Below are 15,716 nucleotides of genomic sequence, written 5' to 3' on the forward strand. Positions count from 1 at the left end.
TGCTACGCGGCTGCCGTCTCCACCTGAGCCGCAGCGGGGACGCGGGGTGTCACCAGCGCGGCGAACGCGAGCCCGAGCGCCGTCCACAGCACCGCCTGCACGCCGAGCGACACCAGCCGGAAGTCCCAGAGCAGCGCCGCCGGGAACGTGTCCGGCACCTCCTGAATCGACGGCAGCAGCAGGTAGGCCACCGCGACGACGACCAGGAACGCGACGACACCGGCGGTCGCGCGGCGCCACTCGGCGGCCTGCGTACGGGACGCGATGACGGCGGCCCAGACGGCGACCAGGCCGAGCACCAGCAGGGCCAGATAACTCCAGGTCCGCTGGTTGATCGTGGACGGGTCACCGACGGCCGGCGGATTCGGCGGGTACTTGATCCACGGCACCAGGACGGCGCCCAGCAGCGCGGCGCCGGCCAGGGAGAGCGCCGCCCGGGAGTCGCTCGGGGTGCGCAGGCGGCGGCGCAGCAGGGTGTACGCCGTGGCGATCAGCCCGCCCATGGCGATGCCGTACAGCGTGGTCGCCAGGACCAGACCGGCCTTCTGCCCCTCCCGGCTGACCAGGGGTTCCTCCTCGGCGGCGCCGGGGGTTGCCGGAGGAGCGGCGGCCTCCTCGATGGCGATGGCCGCGTCGATGTGGGTCTCACCGAACGTATAGGCGAAAGCGCCCGCCAGCAGTCCGGCGATCAAGCCGGCCAGCAGGCCGCGGAGCAGCAGGGATATGAAGCGGTGCTCGGTGGGCACGGTGAGATGAACCTCCAACGGGATGACGCGTCCCGATCGTGGGGCTGCGACGGGCGAGTTCCCTGACTTCCGGCCCTCGACGGACCGGTCACAGTGGCGCGACCGCACCGGACTCTCACCGGCTTCCCTCGCGTCGCCGCAGTTGGCCCCCTCAACCTAGTGGTCACGATTCCGGCCGCACAACTTCCGCCAGGCGCATTGACCTTGCCCCAGGGGCAGGGTTCCAGAATCGACGGCATGACGGACATCAAGCACATCGCCGAGCGGGCCGCCGACTTCTGCGCGGCGACCGGGGTTCCGGGATTCCTGGCCGGGATCCATCAGGACGGCGAGCAGGCAGTCGTCGCGCACGGCACGGCCAACCTCGCCACCGGGGCGCCGATGCGGGCGGACACCCGGTTCCTCTTCGGATCGATCACGAAGATCATGACGACGACGCTCGTGCTGCGGCAGGGGCTCGGCCTCGACGACCGGGTCACCGATCTGCTGCCCGCGTTCACGCTCTCCGGCGAGATCCGGGTCCGGCACCTGCTCAACCACACCAGCGGGATCGACGCCGACCTGTTCTTCCCGGAGGCGTCCGGCCGGGACGCGCTCGCCACCTACGTCGAACGGCTCGGCCGGGAGTGCGGACTGCTCTTCCCGGCCGGCGAGATGGTCAGCTACTCGAACGGCGGCATGATCGTCGCGGGGCGGCTGCTCGAAGTTAGCACCGGGCGGACGTACCACGAACTGCTCGAACAGCAACTCTTCCGCCCGGCCGGGATGACCGGGTCGTGCACGTCGGCGGAGCAGGCGATCCTCGGGCCGGTCGCGGTCGGGCACTTCGGCGGGCGGCCCACCGGGATGTTCATGCTGCCGCCGACGTGGGCGCCCGCCGGTGGCACGCCGATCGGGACCGTCGAGGATCTGCTCGCGTTCGGCCGTCTCCATCTGGGCGATGAGGACTGGGTCGCGCGGATGCGGACGGTCACCGCCTCGCTGGATACACCGGACTCGTCGCCGATCGGTCTCGGCTGGCTGGTCCGGACGATCAACGGGGAGACCGTCCTGACGATGTCGGGGGCGTCGCCGGGCGGGATCGCGGTGCTGGTCGTCATACCGTCGCGGCGGCTGGTGTTCGCGGCCTACGGCAACGATCCGGCCGCGCTGGCACTGCACGACGAGTTGCTGGGGTGGCTGACGTCGTCGCAGCCCGCCGGCTATGCGCGGGTTGCGACCGATGTTTCCAGTTTTGTCGGGACATATCGGTCCAACCAACTGCGGATCGACGTCCGTTCGGCCGGCGGCATGCTCGAAGAGGAAGTCTTCTACGAGCCCGCCGACGCGTCCCAGGAGCGGATCTTCACCGGGTTCGCCGGTGGGGCCTTCACCGCGCCGCCGACGCGGTACGTCCCGGTCGGCGAGGGCCTGTTCGCCCCGGCCGGGATCCCGCTCTCCGCGGTGCCCGCGCACTATCTCGTGTCCTACCACGGCGGCGGCGCCTATCGATCCTCCGGAGGCCGTGTGACACGATCCGCCTCATGACCATCGGGCTGACGATCGGGCAGGTCGCCGCGTACGCCGGCGCCACGATCAAGGCGGTGCGCGTCTACCACGAACGCGGCCTGCTGCCCGAGCCGCCCCGGGACGCCTCCGGGTACCGCCGCTACGACGCCGAGCACGCCGTCCAGCTCGTGAAGATCCGGACCCTGGTCCAGGCGGGCGTGCCGCTGGCCCGGATCGGCGAGCTGCTCACCGCCGGTCCCGAGCAGTTCGCCGCGGCCACCGCCGAGATCGACCGCTCACTGCGGCGCAAGACCGAGGAGCTGCAGCGGACCCGGCGGCGGATCGCGGAGCTGGGCCGCGGCGGCGACCAGCTGTTCGTCTCCGCCGACGTGGCCCGCTACCTCGGCGAACTCCGAGCAGCGGGCATCAGCGACCGCACGATCCGGCTCGAACGCGACCTGTGGATCCTGCTCCAGTCGGCGGCCCCCGTCCAGGCGCGGGCCTGGGCCGCCGACAAGCTGGCCGCCATCGCCGACCCCGAGTTCCGCGCGCTCTACCGCGACTACGACGCCGCCTACGACTGGTCACCCGACGACCCACGCCTGCCCGCCCTCGCCTCCCGCACCCGCGCCTGGTTCACCACCCACGTTCGGGATGACGCGGCTCCCTCGGATCCCACCGCGGCCCGCCTCGCCGCGGCCACGGCGGAAGCCTCCTCTCCCGCATGGAACGCCATCGCCGTGTTGGCCGCCCAGCAGTGACGGCGGGCCAGCAGTGACGGTGGGTCAGTCGCGGGCGAGGACGGCCAGGGTGCTCTCGGTCAGGCTGCCGAGGACCACGGTGCCGTCCCGTTCGGCCACCGACGTCACGAAGCCGTAGGAGCCGTCGCTGCCGCGCAGGTCGTAGACGAGAGTGCCGTCCAGGCCGAAGGCCATGACCCAGGCGATCGGCACGGCTTTCGGGCGTACGAAATCGGGAAGGTTCCAGACGAGCACCCGCAGGAATCCGGGGAGCGGGAGGAGCCGGTCGACGAGGTGGTTGCGGGGCGCGGCGATCGCCACCCAGAGCAGGCCGTCGGTGCCCAGCGACATGTTGTCGGGGAAGCCGGCCAGGTTCTCGGCGAACATCTCGCTGCGGCCGGCATCGGGGCCGGTCAGCCAGTACCGCCGGATGCGGTAGCCGGCCGTCTCCGCCACCAGCAGGTACGACTCGTCGGGCGCCAGGACGATCCCGTTGCCGAACTTCAGGTCCGGGATCAGCGTCGTCACGGCGCCGTCCGGGTCGCGGCGCATCAGCCGGCCCGTGCACGAGTGCTCCAGGATGTCGCCGAGGTGTTCCTCCACGGTCCACTCGCTCGTCGACGTGGTGAACCAGATCGTGCCGCCGGCCCCCCGCACGACGTTGCTGGCGAACGTGAACCCGCCGGCGAGGACCTCCACCTCACCGTCGCGCAGCAGCAGAAGCCCACGATCGTGATCGCAGACGAGCACACCGTCGTCGACCGGCCACACGCCGAGCGGCCTGCCGCCCGTCGACCCGATGACGGTCCGGGTTCCGGTGGACGGTTCCACCCGTACGATCGAACCGTCCTGAAGCCCTGTGATGATCGCGCCGTCCTGCGTGAACCGCACGTCCTCGGGCCCGTGACCGCCGGTCGCGAGCGTCTCCTTCACCCGGAGCGGGCCGGTGGGCCCGGCGTCGGCGAACGTCGGCGGCGTCCATCGCTGAGGACTGATGAGACGGCGCGCCATGGCGGATCCTCCGAGGTCAGCGGTAGGTCAGCAGCCGGGGATCGGCTTCCAGGTGAGTGTGCTCGTTGTACGTCGACATCGACAGCCCTCGACGGCCGCCGATCAGTTTCGTGACGCCCGTGTTGACCACGACCCGGTTGAGGGCCGTCCACGCCTCGGTGATCCCGGGCGCGCCGCACGTCAGCAGCGCCGCGGCCATCGCGATCGGGCCGCCGGAGGTGACGACGACGACGTCCTTGTGTCCGCTTGCCCGGTCCAGCGCCCCCGTCACGCGATCCCGGAACGCGGAGAACGACTCCACGTAGTCTCGATCCGATTCGCCCGAGCACCACCGCCCGGTCGCCGCCTCGAAGATCTCCTGGAACGCCCGATCCGGCCGATCATGGGTGTTGAGCTCGGCCATCATGGCGGCCCGGTCCCGGAACGACGGCCGATGCACCTCCACGACGTGCTGGAAGTCGAACTCGTCCCACCCGCCGTCCACGATCGTCTCCGCGCCGATCTCCAGCCCGGCCGCGGTCTCCTCGTGCCGCCGCATGGTCCCGCGCACCACGATCGCCGGCCGGATCCCACGCTCCTTCAGCGAGCGGCCGAGCGTCCGCGCCTGCTCGTGCCCGGTCGGGGAGAGCGCGTCGTAGTCGTCCGCGCCGAACGAGGCCTGACCGTGTCTGATCAGCAACATCCGAGACAAGATCACACCATCTTCCGTACGGCGGACAGCGGCAGCACCCGCATCGCGAAACCGATCGGCATCCACGGCCAGGCGGGCACGTACGCCTTGGGTTTCCGCTTCTCGATCGCGGCCACCATGGCGCGGACCCCTTTCTCGGTGTCCACCATGAACGGCGTCCCCTGCTGGACCCTGGCGTTCATCTCCGACCGGATGTATCCCGGGAAGATCACCGACACGTCCACTCCCGGGATCCGCTCCGACCGCACGCCCTCAGCGATCGCGGCGACCCCGGCCTTCGTCGCGGCGTAGGTGGTCATCGACCGGCGCATCCCGCGCAGCGCCGACATCGACGAGATCAGCACGAGGTGGCATCGGCCGCCCTGCTGCTTCCGGAACACCTCCAGGGCCGCCTCGGTCTGCGCCAGCGCGCCGACGAAGTTCACCATCGCGGTCTCCCGGTTGGCGTCCCACCGCCCGGTGCCCAGCGGCGCGCCCTTGCCCAGCCCCGCGTTCACCACGACCCGGTCGATCCGCCCGAATTCAGCGGCGAACTCCCGGAACACCCGGAAGACTCCCTCGTCATCGGTCACGTCGAGCTGCCGGATCGAGACACGCCGTTCCGGCATCTCGTCCCGCAGCCTCTCCAGCGGAGCGGTGCGGCGAGCACAGAGCGCCAGGTCGTACCCCAGCGCGCCGAACTGCCGAGCCATCTCCTCACCCAGCCCGGCACTCGCGCCGGTGATCACCACAACACCCTTGCTCACTCGCCGCAACTTACGCACTTCCGCCCTTCAGCGCTACCAGCAAGTAACACCGAGCCGCCGGGTGCGCTCGGGATGAGTGCCGCCGAAGCCACGGGAATCCGAGCCGCTGAGCCCTCAGACCTTCGCGGAGCGCTGCGACCCCAAGATCAGGGCATCTCCCGGCATCTGCCGCCACGAAATCGGCCGCGCCAACGGTGCTGAACCAGGGCGCGGGTCATGAGCCGTAGCCCAGATGCGAGCGCAAGCCTCGCGAGGTCTTTCAACTACGGCCCGGCGTCGCGGATGTGACCCTGAATTTCACCCGTGCTCTCGAATCGACGCTTCATGGAGCTCCGTCCCTCCAAGATCCCACCAGGTCGGGCTGCGGTAGACGAGCGGCTGCGCGACTCACCAGCGGCGTGCGGCTCGCGGGCGGCATCACGGCTCGCGAGTGGATGGTGGTGGTCGGCACGCTGGAGCCGATGGGGTCGGGCGGGTGAGAGGTTTGGCTGCCGGGCTTTTGGCGGTGGCGGGCCCGGGTCAGGTGACGGTCTTCAGGCGTTGGGTGAAACCGGTCAGTAGGGCTGTCAGGCCGGCCTCGAAGCTTTCTCGGGCTCGGGATGGCGACTGGGCGGCCACGACACGGTTGAGGAGTTGGTATTCCGAGGACGAGTCGACCATGGAGGGTGGGGCGGCTACGTCAAGGGCCGAGCCGAGCACGTACGACTCCACTGCCGTGATTACGTGCATGACCTCGGATGACGGCCAGCCGGCGCGGAGCAGGCAGGCCACCGCGGCCTCGTATTGGCGCAGCAGCGCATCGGCGCGCACCGGTGTGGTGGCGAGCAGGCGGATCGTGTTCGGGTGGGCGGCGAACGCGTCCAGGTAGGAACGCGCCCAGGCGCCCAGCGCGGCATCCCACGGTTCCAGCGCGAAGGCGGAGTAATCAATCCCGGACACGACGAGGTGCCGGACGCCTTCGACGATGGCGTCCTTGTTCGGCACGTGCGTGTAGAGGGACGGCGCGCGCACGCCCAGGTGGCTCGCGAGCTGGGCGAGGCTGAACGTGCCCTCCCTGTCGATCAGTGCGAGCGCCGCCGCGCAGATCGTCTGCTCGTCGAGGACCTTCCGCATTTAACACGCTCCTAACGATCAGATCTTGACGGCGCTCACCATCATCGCGCAACCTAACGTCATTCGGGGACATCCTAACGACGTTAGTAAGAGCGGGTGGGAGCTGGAGTGGAAGTCTTCGTCAACGGCCTGGTCTGGGACGGCGAGCGCTGTGTCGCCGCCGATGTCCACGTAGCCGGCGGTCTGATCACCGCAGTCACCCCGCCCGGCGAGCGGAAGCCCGCATCGGGCGCGGCGATCCGTGATCTGGACGGCGGCGCCCTGCTGCCCGGCTTCGGCGACGCGCACGCCCACCCGATGATCGCCGCCCTGGAGGACCGGTACGCCCCGATCCGCGGCTCCCGTACCGTCGCCGACGTCGTGGAGCGCGTCCGCGAGCACGCCCGGACACACCCGGACGACGAGGTGATCTACGGTGAAGGATTCGAGCTCACCATCGCCGACCAGGGCCTTTTCCGCGCCGAGTGGCTCGACGCCGCCGTCGGCGACCGCCCGGTCGTGCTGCGCTCCAACGACATTCACCACGTCTGGTGCAACACCGCGGCGCTGCGCGGGACCGGGCTTCTCGAACTCACCGGCGATCCCGTCGACGGCCGCCTCGACCGGGATGCGGACGGCCGCCCGATCGGGACGCTGCGCGAATGGGGCGCCTTCCAGCCGGCTCTGTCCCTCGTACCCCCTCTCGATCATGCGGCGAAGGCCGCGTCCCTGCGCCGGGCCATCACGAAGCTCGCGGATCTGGGAATCACGTGGGTGCAGGACGCATGGGTGGAACCTGCCGACCTCCCCGCCTATCTACTGGCTGCGCAGGGTGAGGGCCTGGCCGCCCGGATGAACCTGGCGCTCCGGGCCGATCCGCACGCGTGGCGGGATCAGCGTGCCGAGTTCCGGCAGTTGAGGCAGGTCAAGGACGACACCATCACGGTACGGACGGTCAAGCTGTTCGTGGACGGTGTCGTCGAAGGCGGAACCGCCGCCCTGCTCGAGGAGTACGACGACGCGCCCGGCTGCTGCGGCCTGCCCAACTGGGACCCCGCCGAACTGGCCGCAGCGGTCACGGCGTTCGACGCCGACGGATTCCAGCTGCACATCCACGCGATGGGCGACGCCGGAGTACGCACCGCGCTGGACGCCGTGGAAGCCGCCGTCCGCGCCAACGGTCCCCGCGACCGCCGGCCGGTCCTCACGCACCTGCAGCTCGTCGCACCCCAAGACCTGCCACGGTTCCGGCAGCTCGGCGTCGTCGCGGTGTTCCAGCCGCTCTGGGCGCAGCCGGACGCCGTGATGACCGACCTGACCCTGCCGCGGCTGGGCGACGAACGCGGCAACCGCCAGTACGCCATCGCCGACATGCTCGCGTCCGGCGCACACGTGGCGTTCGCCAGCGACTGGCCGATCACCCGCCCCGAACCGCTGCACATCATCGCGGCCGCCGCCACCCGCGGCGGCTGGCTACCGGACCAGCGGGTCGGCGTCGCCCGTGGCATCGACTGCTACACGCGCGGCACCGCTTACCTGGCCTTCGAGGAGCACCGCTGGGGCGCGATCCGCCCGGGCATGCGGGCCGACCTCGTCCACCTCGCCACCGATCCCTGTTCAGCCGACCCCGCCGAGCTGCCGTACATACCGGTGGTGGGCACCCGGCTGTCCTCCGCACGAGAGGCCCAACGATGACTCAAGCCCCTGCCGAGGAACTCCGCCGCGAGTTCACCGGGTGGTCCACGTTCTCGCTCGCGTTCGCCTTCATCTCCCCCATCGTCGCCCTTTACGGGATCTTCGGCATCGGGCTGTCCAGCATCGGGCCCGGTTTCTGGTGGGGCTTCCCGATCACCCTCACCGGTCAGTTGCTGGTCGCCTTGACGCTCGGCCGGCTCGCCTCCCGCTGGCCGTTCGAGGGCGGCGTCTACCAGTGGTCGCGCCGGCTCGTCGGCGAGCGTTACGGCTGGTTCGCCGGCTGGGTCTACATGTGGACACTGGTCATCGCGATGGCGTCGGTGGCGTACAGCGGCGCCACCTTCCTGGCCGCGGTCATCGGGCTGGAGGCCCCGTCCGTACCGGTCCTGATCCTTCTCTCCCTGCTCCTGCTGGCGCTTACCACGGCCGGCAACACGATCGGCCGCAAGGTGGTGAAGCTGACCGTCGGACTGTGCCTCTTCGCCGAGGTGGTCGGCAGCGTCGGCATCGGTGTCTACCTGCTCGTCTTCCATCACGAGCAGCCTCTCTCCGTTCTCTCGTCGGGGCTCTCGGTGGCGCCCGGCACGGCGCTGATGTCGATGCCGATCGTGCTGGCCATCGGCTTCGCGGGCTGGTCGTTCCTCGGCTTCGAGAGCGCCAGCACGATCGCCGAGGAGGTCCGCGACCCGCAGCGGGCGGTTCCCCGTGCGATGGTCTTCTCCCTGGTCAGCGTGGCTCTCGTGGTCTGCTTCACGGCCTTCTCGATCATCATGGCGATCCCGGACATGGCGGCGGTGACCAGCGGCGCCGTCGCCGACCCGGTGCTCGCCACCCTCGAGGCGCACCTGCCCGCCGGCGTGGTCCGGGCCGTGCTGCTGCTCTTCGTGATCGCGTTCGTGGCGAGCCTGCTCGGCATCCAGGCAGCCGCCTCCCGGGTGGTGTGGGCGTACGGCCGGGACCGCGCCCTGCCCGGCTCCGCCACGCTGGTCAAGCTCTCCGGCGAGGACCGGATGCCGCGCAACGCGATCCTGCTGACCGGCCTGGTCAGCGCGCTGCTCTACCTCCCCTTCCAGAACGACCACGTCTACGCGATCCTGGTCGCCTTCACCTCGGCCGGCTTCTACGCGGCGTTCTCCTTCCCGGTTCTCGGCCTGGTCGTCGCCAGTCTGCGCCGACGCTGGCAGCCCGGACCGTTCCTGAACGGCCGGCTCGGCACGGTGATCACCTACGCCGCGATCGTCTGGCTGACGCTCGAAGTGGTGAACATCGTGTGGCCGCGTTACCCCGAACTCGGCTGGGCGATCAACTGGGCTCCGTTCCTGATGGCCGTGGTCCTCGGCGCCGCCGGTGTGGTGGTCCGTTCCCTCTCGCTCAAGGAGGCCTGACATGCACGCCTGGCCGGACATCGACACCACCGCGCTGCGTGCGGACCGGCTCGGCCGCGTCGCCGAGCTGATGCACGCCCACGACCTCGACCATCTGCTGCTCACCGGCGCCGACCACATCCGGTTCGCCACCGATTTCCGCGCGCACCTGACCAACGAGCCGGACTGGTTCGCCGTGGTCATGGACCGGTCCGGGTCGTTCGACGTCTTCGCGCCTTACGTCGACGAGGTGATCCTCTCCCCGGATCCGGCACTGCCCGCGCTGCGCGCGATGCACCCGCTGCCGTCCTGGTCCCCCGCGCTCGGCCACCCTCGTTTCTGGACCGCGGCGGTGGCCGCCGAACTGAACCGCCGCGGCGCCCGGCGGGTCGGCCACGACACGATCGACAGCGTGCTGCTGGCTCCTCTGCGGCAGGAACTCGTGCCGATCGGGCGTGAGCTGCATCTGATCCGCCAGGTGAAGCATCCGCTCGAGGTGGAGCTGCTCGCCGCCGCGTCGGCCGTCAACGCCGGCGCGATGGAGGCGGCCCTCGCCGAGGCCGCGCCAGGCCGGACCGACCACGACCTGCTCGCCGCAGCGATGCGGTATCAGCAGGCGGCCGGCGCCGAGTTCGTCACCCACTCGGTGTGCAATCTGCGCAAGGGCAGCGGGGATTGGTTCGCCCACGGCGCGACGCTGCGCGAGGGCGACCCGTTCTTCTTCGACATCGGCATGCACGGCATCGGCGGTTACGGCTCGGACGCGGCCCGCACCGGCTTCGTCGGCGAGCCGCGCCCCGAGGTGGCCCGCGCCTTCCGCCTGCTGCAGGAGGCCCACCTGCTCGCCCAGGCCACGGCCCGCCCCGGCGTGCGGGCGTCGGCGATCCAGACCGCGGTGAACGGCTTCCTCACCGGCCACGGGCTGGCCCCGACCCCGTATGCCGTCGGGCACGGCGTGGGCCTGCGCATCTGCGAGCTGCCCACCCTGCACCGCGCCGATCGCATGGACAGCGACGAGGTGCTGCGGGCCGGGCACGTCATCGCCTTGGAACCGGAGACAGCGGTGGAGTCCGGCGGCGAACTGGTGGTTCTGAAGATCGAGGACGATTTCGTGGTCGAGGACAACGGTCTGCGTCAACTGACGATCCCTCCGCTCTGACGGCCTGTGCCATCAGGGTCCCGGGCCGGCGTTGGACGCGGCGTTTGACGAACCTGTGAAAAGGCTGCGCACGGCCCACGCGGTCGCGGTGATCGTGATCGGGCCGTGGGACGGGAGCAGGGAGGCACATCGGGCGCGCAGGTCGGCGCGGCGGCGATCGTCGAGAGAGCGGACGTAGTCGCCGGCCGGGCCGACGCCCAGGGTGTACGGTTCCCACCACTCCTCGAAGCCGGCGAAGGCCGAGGTGACGGTCAGGATTGCGGACTCGGCGCCGGGCAGGCCGGCCTCGTCGAACAGTTCGGCCAGGTGGCCCTCCCGCGCGCCGGCCAGTCCGGCCTCGCCCGGCGCTGACGGGTCCAGGGAGCGGACCGCCTGCCAGAACACGGTCAGTGGGCCGCCGCCACCGGCGTGGTCCCAGACGCAGGCCGCGACGACACCACCGGGGCGGGTGACCCGGCGCATCTCGCGCAGGCCGGCGACCGGGTCCGTCATGAAGTGCACGACCAGCTGCGCCAGGGTGACCCCGAACGACCCGTCGGGGTACGGCAACTCCTCGGCCGCGGCCCGCCGGACGTCCACCCCGGGCAGCCGCGACCGGGTGAAGTCCGCGAACGCCGGCGACGGATCGGCGGCGGCCACCGCGCCCGGACCGAGCCGGGCGGCCAGCACCGCCGTCAGCTCCCCGGTGCCGCAGCCGACGTCGAGCGCCCGCTGCCCGGCTTCCACCTGCGCGAACGCGGCGAACGGGACGGCCAGCAACGATGAGTAGCGGCCCATGAAACGGCCGTATTCCGCCGGTGCGTCGAAACTCACGCGGGCTTCCCCCGTACCGACAAGGCGCCCTCGATCTGAACCTCGGTCACCTCCGAGCCGGAGTGGAGCGAGAGCGCGCCTCCGAGGTGGCGCCGGATCTGCCGCAGACCCTCGGGAAGATCGTCAGCGGGCAGCCGCGCGGTCAGGCCGGCGAGACGCCGGGAACCCGGGGTGTCGAGCAGTCGCATCACCGCGGACCACTTCCAGGGCTGGGCCGCACCGAGGTGATCGCGCATCCAGGAGAGGATCGGGGCCGGATCACAGTACGCCGCGTCGCACCGTGCCGACCCCCACTGGACATCATCGAGCCGCGCGCCGAGCAGCCATGCGCGGTCCAGCGTCGCGCCGTCGAGGCGTACCTCCCGCAGGCTCGCGCCCACCAGGAACGCGCCGGTCAGGAACGCGCCTTCCATGATCGACTCGTCGAAGACGGCGCCTCGCAGCAGCGCGCCCTCGAGGTTGATGCCCCTGAGCTGGCCGCGCCGGAAGTCGGCCTTCGTCAGCGCCATCCGCTCGTAGTGCGCATCCCTCAGGTGCACATGCGCCAGCGGGGCCCTGCGCAGGTTGACGCGCGTCCGCCGGTCCACGCGGCGGTGCCCCAGAATGGTCGCGGCCGCCTGGAGATCGGCTCGCAGATGCCGGGTGCTCGGCTCGTCGTCGGCGAACGGCTGCCGGACGGAGGCGGCCAGCACGTCCATCAGCGACTCGTTCTCCGCCGGGTAGTCCCGGTCGAGCCGGGCGAGGGCGTAGATCCCGCCGACCCGGACCGCCAGGCTCTTGCTCCCCAGGTGCTCGACGGCCTCGGTGAACCGCTCGGTGACCTGGCTCTGGGTGTTCAACCGATATTGGCGGTAGGTGAGGAAGACGCCGCAGAGGAGCACGATGCCGCCGATCATCTGCACCATCGTGGTCCGCACCTCGTTCTGGACCTTCAGCCGCGAGTCGGACAGCGGCTCACCGGCGAGCGGCGGCACGATCAGCAGCGGCAGGACGAAGACGAGGAAGATGGCCACCAGCGCCAGGGCGGCGGCGCCGGCCGTCCACATCATCGAGCGACGGCTCATGAACGTCACGGTCCTCCGGCACGCAGGCGACGTAAAGGGTGCGTCCGAGATCGGTCAGCCTTCGAACGGCCGGTCCCCCAGCAGCGTGAACCAGCTCTCCGCCAGCACCTTCACCACCGCCGACCGGTCCACGCCCCAGCGGCCCTCCACCCAGTGCTGGCCGAGGTAGTCGAGCTGGGCGAACGCGAGCACCGCCCGTGAGTGCCGCACCGCCGGGTCGAAGCGCCCGGCCTGGTCGAGGCCGTCCTTGATGTCGGCGATGACCTCCTCGAACCAGCCGTCGACGAGCCCGCGCAGATCCGGGTCGACGGCGGCCGCCTCGGTGATCGCGTTGAGGTGCGGGCGGATCCGCTCCCAGGTCAGCGAGCGCTGTTCGAGCCACGCCGACATGTCGGCATGGGTACCGCTGCGCACCACGTCGACGAGCGCGACCGCCGTGGAACCGTGCTGCGGCGAGGCGGTCCGTTCGAGGAGCACGTTGAGCTCGTCGAGCAGGGCGCGCGCCAGGTCGCCGCGCGACTTGAAGTACGCGTAGAACGTCACCCGCGTGGTCCCGGCCGTCGACGCGATGTCGTCCACCGTCGTCGCCGCATAGCCCTTGGTCCGGAACAGCTCCAGCGCCGTGGTGAGCAAGAGCTTCCGGGTCATCTCCTTCTGCGCCGCCCGCAGGTTCGCCACGTGAAAGTCCCCCCGTGAAAGAAGGCCAGCCTATCGAAGCGACCAGTCCCGCCTGCTCCTCCCGTTCACGTCCGGACCCGCCGGCCGGCGGGACAGGAGAACGACAATCCGGGCACGCGCCGGCAATCGCTATGGGAGATCGTCGATGGTTGGCATACTCGGCGGATGCGGGTCTTCGTCACCGGCGCCAACGGGTTCATCGCGCGTGCGCTGGCCGCCCGCCTGCGAGCCGACGGCCACACCGTCAGCGGAGTCGACCTCCGTCCGGCGGCCGGCGACACCGGCATGAGCGGACCACCACAGGAGATCACGGCAGGCGGCAGCAGCGCCGGCGGACCACCCCGGCCGATCACCGCCGGCGATGTCAGTGCGCCTGGGCCGTGGCAGGACATCGACGCTGACCTGGTCGTTCACACTGCCGCGGTGGCCCGCTGTGCCTGCCCACCCCGGCTGCGGTCGCCCTGTCCGCCGTCGCCGGCACGACCCTCGGCCGATGGGCGGAACCGGGCACGAGCGCCTCCGAGTTCAACGCCATCTCGATGCGCTACTTCGCCCGGACCGGCACCTACTCCATCGACAAGGCACGGCGGGTGCTCGGCTACGAACCCCGGGTCGGCCTGGACGAGGGCATGAAGAGGACGGCCGCGTGGCTACGCGCGAACGGCCTCATCCCGTAACGACCCGAACAGCTCCTCCCACTGCGCCACCACGGCCGGCATCTCGTACCGCGCACCGGTCGCCTGCGCGGCGAGTCCCATCCGCGCCCGCTCACTACCGTTCTCGATCAGCCGCACCAGTCCCGCCGCCATCCCGTCGACGTCCTCGGCCGGGATCAGCAGCCCGTTCACGCCGTCCTCCACCACATCGGCCGGGCCGGTGGGGCAGTCGAACGCCACCGCCGGCAGCCCCGCGCTCATGGCTTCGAGCAGCACCATCGGCAGCCCCTCCTTCCGCGAGCTGAGCGCGAAGATCGACGCCGTGGCGAACTCACCGTCGAGGTCGCGGCTCAGCCCCCGCAGCCGTACCACTCCCCCGAGTCCTCGCTCGCCGATCATCGCGGTCAGCTTCTCCCGCCACTTCCCCGCGCCGAAGATGTGCAGCTCCCAGTCCGGATGTGCCACGTGCACGCGCGCGAAGGCCTCGATCAGGAGATCGAAACCCTTCTGCCTGTTGAGCCTTCCGGCCGCGGCGACGACGGGCGTGCGAGAAGGAGACGGTACGCCGGCCCGCACCGGGATCCCGTTAGGAATCCGCACCAGCCGCGTCCCGCCCCCGAGCGCCTCCCGATAGGACCTCAGGTCGGCACGGGTCAGCACGGCGACGGCGTCGAGACGCGGGTAACCCTTGACGATCTCCCGGCGCAGCGGCAGCGGATAGGAGTCGAAGTTCATGTGGTCCTGACCGATCCGGATCAGGCGCCGGGGTGCCGCCCACGCGGAGAGCAGATTGAGCGACGGCCGGGTCGTGATCAGCACGCCGTCCCGCTGCCTCCGCATGTAGCGGACCACCGCGAGGTCGACCATCGGATCCCAACGCCTGTACCGGAAGTCCCGCCCGTGCGGGAACGGGTTGCGGAACATCCGCGCCTTGCGCCACACCCGGCGAGGACCAGGCCCGCGCCGCGTGCCGTTCTCGTTGATGCCGGTCAGCGAGACCAGCCGCACCCGCGGGTCGAGGGGCAACTGGACGGCGTCACCACTGCGGTAGACGCTGGCGATCTCGACGTCGTGGTGCTCACACAACGCACTGGCCTGATTGAAGACGGTCCGGATCGTGCCACCGACCCCGTACGCGTTGTGCAGGAGATACCGAATGTTCACGCCGGTCAACGTAGAGCGCCCGGTCAATGAGCGATTTCCAATCTGGCACACGGAGCGTGAACCTCCGGCTGATCGTCCCCGTGCTGCCGGACGGGGAGGTAAACAATGACCGGCATCATCATCAGCATCGCCGGGGTGGTCGTGGCTCTCGGCGCCCTCGGCACGACGCTCTGGCAGGTCATCCTGTTGCGGCGGCAGCTACAGCACGCGGCGCAGGTGAGCAGCGCGCAGTTCTACCAGAACATCACCGTCCAGTGGCTCGAGTTCGACAAGGTGTGGCTCGACCGCCCGCAGCTCTGGGCGTACTTCCACGGCGACAAGCCGCCACCCGAGGAGGAGCTCGTCAAGGTCGAGCTCATGTGCATGTCGGCGACGCTGAGCAACCTGGCCGAGATCAGCGTGGTCTCCGAGGACGTCCTGGGCCAGTACTCCGGCGACTGGGAACGCTACTTCCGCTACGTCTACGTGCACTCGCCGTTCTTCCGCGTCTTCTGGGAGAAGTACCGCAGCCTCTGGCCGAAACAGGTCAGCGACGTGTTCCTCACGCCGATCGAGGACCTGGAGCCGATGCCGGACGCCCCGGAGGTGCTGCTGCCCCACGGAGTGTGA

The 15,716-nt window shown here is 70.5% G+C and carries 16 protein-coding genes, 1 pseudogene and 1 riboswitch; of the genes and pseudogenes, 8 read left to right on the forward strand and 9 right to left on the reverse strand.

The window, feature by feature from the left end; genetic code table 11:
- Window positions 1-2: 2 nt before the first annotated feature.
- Complete coding sequence (locus EP757_RS32245) at window positions 3-746, reverse strand: CbtA family protein (protein ID WP_127552180.1); 744 nt, start codon at window positions 744-746, stop codon at window positions 3-5.
- Between the two features lie 33 nt (window positions 747-779).
- Window positions 780-914: riboswitch (cobalamin riboswitch) on the reverse strand.
- A 69-nt stretch (window positions 915-983) separates the two neighbouring features.
- On the opposite strand from EP757_RS32245, the gene EP757_RS32250 reads away from it, so the two are divergent.
- Together EP757_RS32250 and EP757_RS32255 are read left to right on the forward strand one after the other, a co-directional pair.
- Window positions 984-2,273 carry a serine hydrolase gene (locus tag EP757_RS32250; protein WP_127552181.1) on the forward strand — a complete coding sequence of 430 codons (1,290 nt, stop codon included), beginning with the start codon at window positions 984-986 and terminating at the stop codon, window positions 2,271-2,273.
- Window positions 2,270-2,995 carry a MerR family transcriptional regulator gene (locus EP757_RS32255; RefSeq protein ID WP_127552182.1) on the forward strand — a complete coding sequence of 242 codons (726 nt, stop codon included), beginning with the start codon at window positions 2,270-2,272 and terminating at the stop codon, window positions 2,993-2,995. Before EP757_RS32250 ends, EP757_RS32255 begins: the two co-directional genes overlap by 4 nt.
- Before the next feature lie 24 nt (window positions 2,996-3,019).
- Here EP757_RS32255 and EP757_RS32260 read toward each other — a convergent pair whose 3' ends face one another.
- From EP757_RS32260 to EP757_RS32275, 4 genes are all read right to left on the reverse strand, one after another.
- Entirely contained in the window at window positions 3,020-3,985 is a 966-nt protein-coding gene (locus EP757_RS32260; RefSeq protein ID WP_127552183.1) for an SMP-30/gluconolactonase/LRE family protein, read from the reverse strand.
- 16 nt (window positions 3,986-4,001) lie between these two features.
- A complete protein-coding gene (locus EP757_RS32265; RefSeq protein WP_232050109.1) occupies window positions 4,002-4,667 on the reverse strand; it encodes a histidine phosphatase family protein in 666 nt (221 codons plus the stop codon).
- Window positions 4,668-4,678: 11 nt separating this feature from the next.
- Window positions 4,679-5,422, reverse strand: a complete 744-nt coding sequence (locus EP757_RS32270; protein WP_127552185.1) for an SDR family oxidoreductase — start codon at window positions 5,420-5,422, stop codon at window positions 4,679-4,681.
- Between the two features lie 519 nt (window positions 5,423-5,941).
- Window positions 5,942-6,535: a TetR/AcrR family transcriptional regulator gene (locus tag EP757_RS32275; RefSeq protein ID WP_127552186.1), complete on the reverse strand. Its 594-nt coding sequence runs from the start codon at window positions 6,533-6,535 to the stop codon at window positions 5,942-5,944.
- A 108-nt stretch (window positions 6,536-6,643) separates the two neighbouring features.
- Between EP757_RS32275 and EP757_RS32280 the strand changes: the two genes are divergently transcribed.
- Genes EP757_RS32280 through EP757_RS32290 form a run of 3 tightly spaced genes read left to right on the forward strand, consistent with a single transcriptional unit; the run spans window position 6,644 to window position 10,732 of the window.
- A complete protein-coding gene (locus EP757_RS32280) occupies window positions 6,644-8,209 on the forward strand; it encodes an amidohydrolase (protein ID WP_160165943.1) in 1,566 nt (521 codons plus the stop codon).
- On the forward strand, window positions 8,206-9,594 hold the full coding sequence (locus EP757_RS32285; protein WP_127552188.1) for an APC family permease: 1,389 nt from the start codon (window positions 8,206-8,208) through the stop codon (window positions 9,592-9,594). The genes EP757_RS32280 and EP757_RS32285 overlap by 4 nt, the downstream gene beginning before the upstream one ends.
- A 1-nt stretch (window position 9,595) precedes the next feature.
- Entirely contained in the window at window positions 9,596-10,732 is a 1,137-nt protein-coding gene (locus tag EP757_RS32290; RefSeq protein WP_127552189.1) for a Xaa-Pro peptidase family protein, read from the forward strand.
- Window positions 10,733-10,744: 12 nt separating this feature from the next.
- Here the strand turns inward: EP757_RS32290 and EP757_RS32295 are convergent, their stop codons facing one another.
- Genes EP757_RS32295 through EP757_RS32305 form a run of 3 tightly spaced genes read right to left on the reverse strand, consistent with a single transcriptional unit; the run spans window position 10,745 to window position 13,287 of the window.
- Window positions 10,745-11,545, reverse strand: coding sequence for a class I SAM-dependent methyltransferase (locus EP757_RS32295; RefSeq protein ID WP_127552190.1), 801 nt, complete (start codon window positions 11,543-11,545; stop codon window positions 10,745-10,747).
- The gene (locus tag EP757_RS32300; protein WP_127552191.1) at window positions 11,542-12,609 is read right to left on the reverse strand and encodes a pentapeptide repeat-containing protein; all 1,068 of its coding nucleotides are present in this window, start codon (window positions 12,607-12,609) and stop codon (window positions 11,542-11,544) included. Before EP757_RS32300 ends, EP757_RS32295 begins: the two co-directional genes overlap by 4 nt.
- A 54-nt stretch (window positions 12,610-12,663) precedes the next feature.
- A complete protein-coding gene (locus tag EP757_RS32305) occupies window positions 12,664-13,287 on the reverse strand; it encodes a TetR/AcrR family transcriptional regulator (RefSeq protein ID WP_127552192.1) in 624 nt (207 codons plus the stop codon).
- Window positions 13,288-13,452: 165 nt separating this feature from the next.
- Between EP757_RS32305 and EP757_RS44890 the strand changes: the two are divergent.
- Window positions 13,453-13,656 (forward strand): annotated as a pseudogene (locus tag EP757_RS44890) (NAD-dependent epimerase/dehydratase family protein); the annotation flags it as partial.
- Window positions 13,657-13,826: 170 nt separating this feature from the next.
- Entirely contained in the window at window positions 13,827-13,964 is a 138-nt protein-coding gene (locus EP757_RS44180; protein ID WP_232050110.1) for a hypothetical protein, read from the forward strand.
- Here the strand turns inward: EP757_RS44180 and EP757_RS32315 are convergent.
- Window positions 13,938-15,107 carry a glycosyltransferase family 4 protein gene (locus EP757_RS32315; protein ID WP_127552194.1) on the reverse strand — a complete coding sequence of 390 codons (1,170 nt, stop codon included), beginning with the start codon at window positions 15,105-15,107 and terminating at the stop codon, window positions 13,938-13,940. The genes EP757_RS44180 and EP757_RS32315 overlap by 27 nt on opposite strands.
- A 105-nt stretch (window positions 15,108-15,212) precedes the next feature.
- Here EP757_RS32315 and EP757_RS32320 point away from each other — a divergent pair, with 105 nt between their 5' ends.
- Window positions 15,213-15,716 (forward strand): hypothetical protein, encoded by a 504-nt coding sequence (locus tag EP757_RS32320; protein ID WP_127552195.1) that lies wholly within the window; start codon window positions 15,213-15,215, stop codon window positions 15,714-15,716.

Origin of the sequence: Actinoplanes sp. OR16 (genome assembly GCF_004001265.1) — a bacterium.
Lineage (GTDB): Bacteria > Actinomycetota > Actinomycetes > Mycobacteriales > Micromonosporaceae > Actinoplanes.

Coding starts and splice junctions, on each gene's coding strand:
- EP757_RS32255 (WP_127552182.1), top strand. CDS start 2,270: ATGACCATCGGGCTGACGATCGGGCAGGTCGCCGCGTACGCCGGCGCC.
- EP757_RS32250 (WP_127552181.1), top strand. CDS start 984: ATGACGGACATCAAGCACATCGCCGAGCGGGCCGCCGACTTCTGCGCG.
- EP757_RS44180 (WP_232050110.1), top strand. CDS start 13,827: ATGCGCTACTTCGCCCGGACCGGCACCTACTCCATCGACAAGGCACGG.
- EP757_RS32290 (WP_127552189.1), top strand. CDS start 9,596: ATGCACGCCTGGCCGGACATCGACACCACCGCGCTGCGTGCGGACCGG.
- EP757_RS32300 (WP_127552191.1), bottom strand. CDS start 12,609: ATGAGCCGTCGCTCGATGATGTGGACGGCCGGCGCCGCCGCCCTGGCG.
- EP757_RS32285 (WP_127552188.1), top strand. CDS start 8,206: ATGACTCAAGCCCCTGCCGAGGAACTCCGCCGCGAGTTCACCGGGTGG.
- EP757_RS32275 (WP_127552186.1), bottom strand. CDS start 6,535: ATGCGGAAGGTCCTCGACGAGCAGACGATCTGCGCGGCGGCGCTCGCA.
- EP757_RS32265 (WP_232050109.1), bottom strand. CDS start 4,667: ATGTTGCTGATCAGACACGGTCAGGCCTCGTTCGGCGCGGACGACTAC.
- EP757_RS32260 (WP_127552183.1), bottom strand. CDS start 3,985: ATGGCGCGCCGTCTCATCAGTCCTCAGCGATGGACGCCGCCGACGTTC.
- EP757_RS32320 (WP_127552195.1), top strand. CDS start 15,213: ATGACCGGCATCATCATCAGCATCGCCGGGGTGGTCGTGGCTCTCGGC.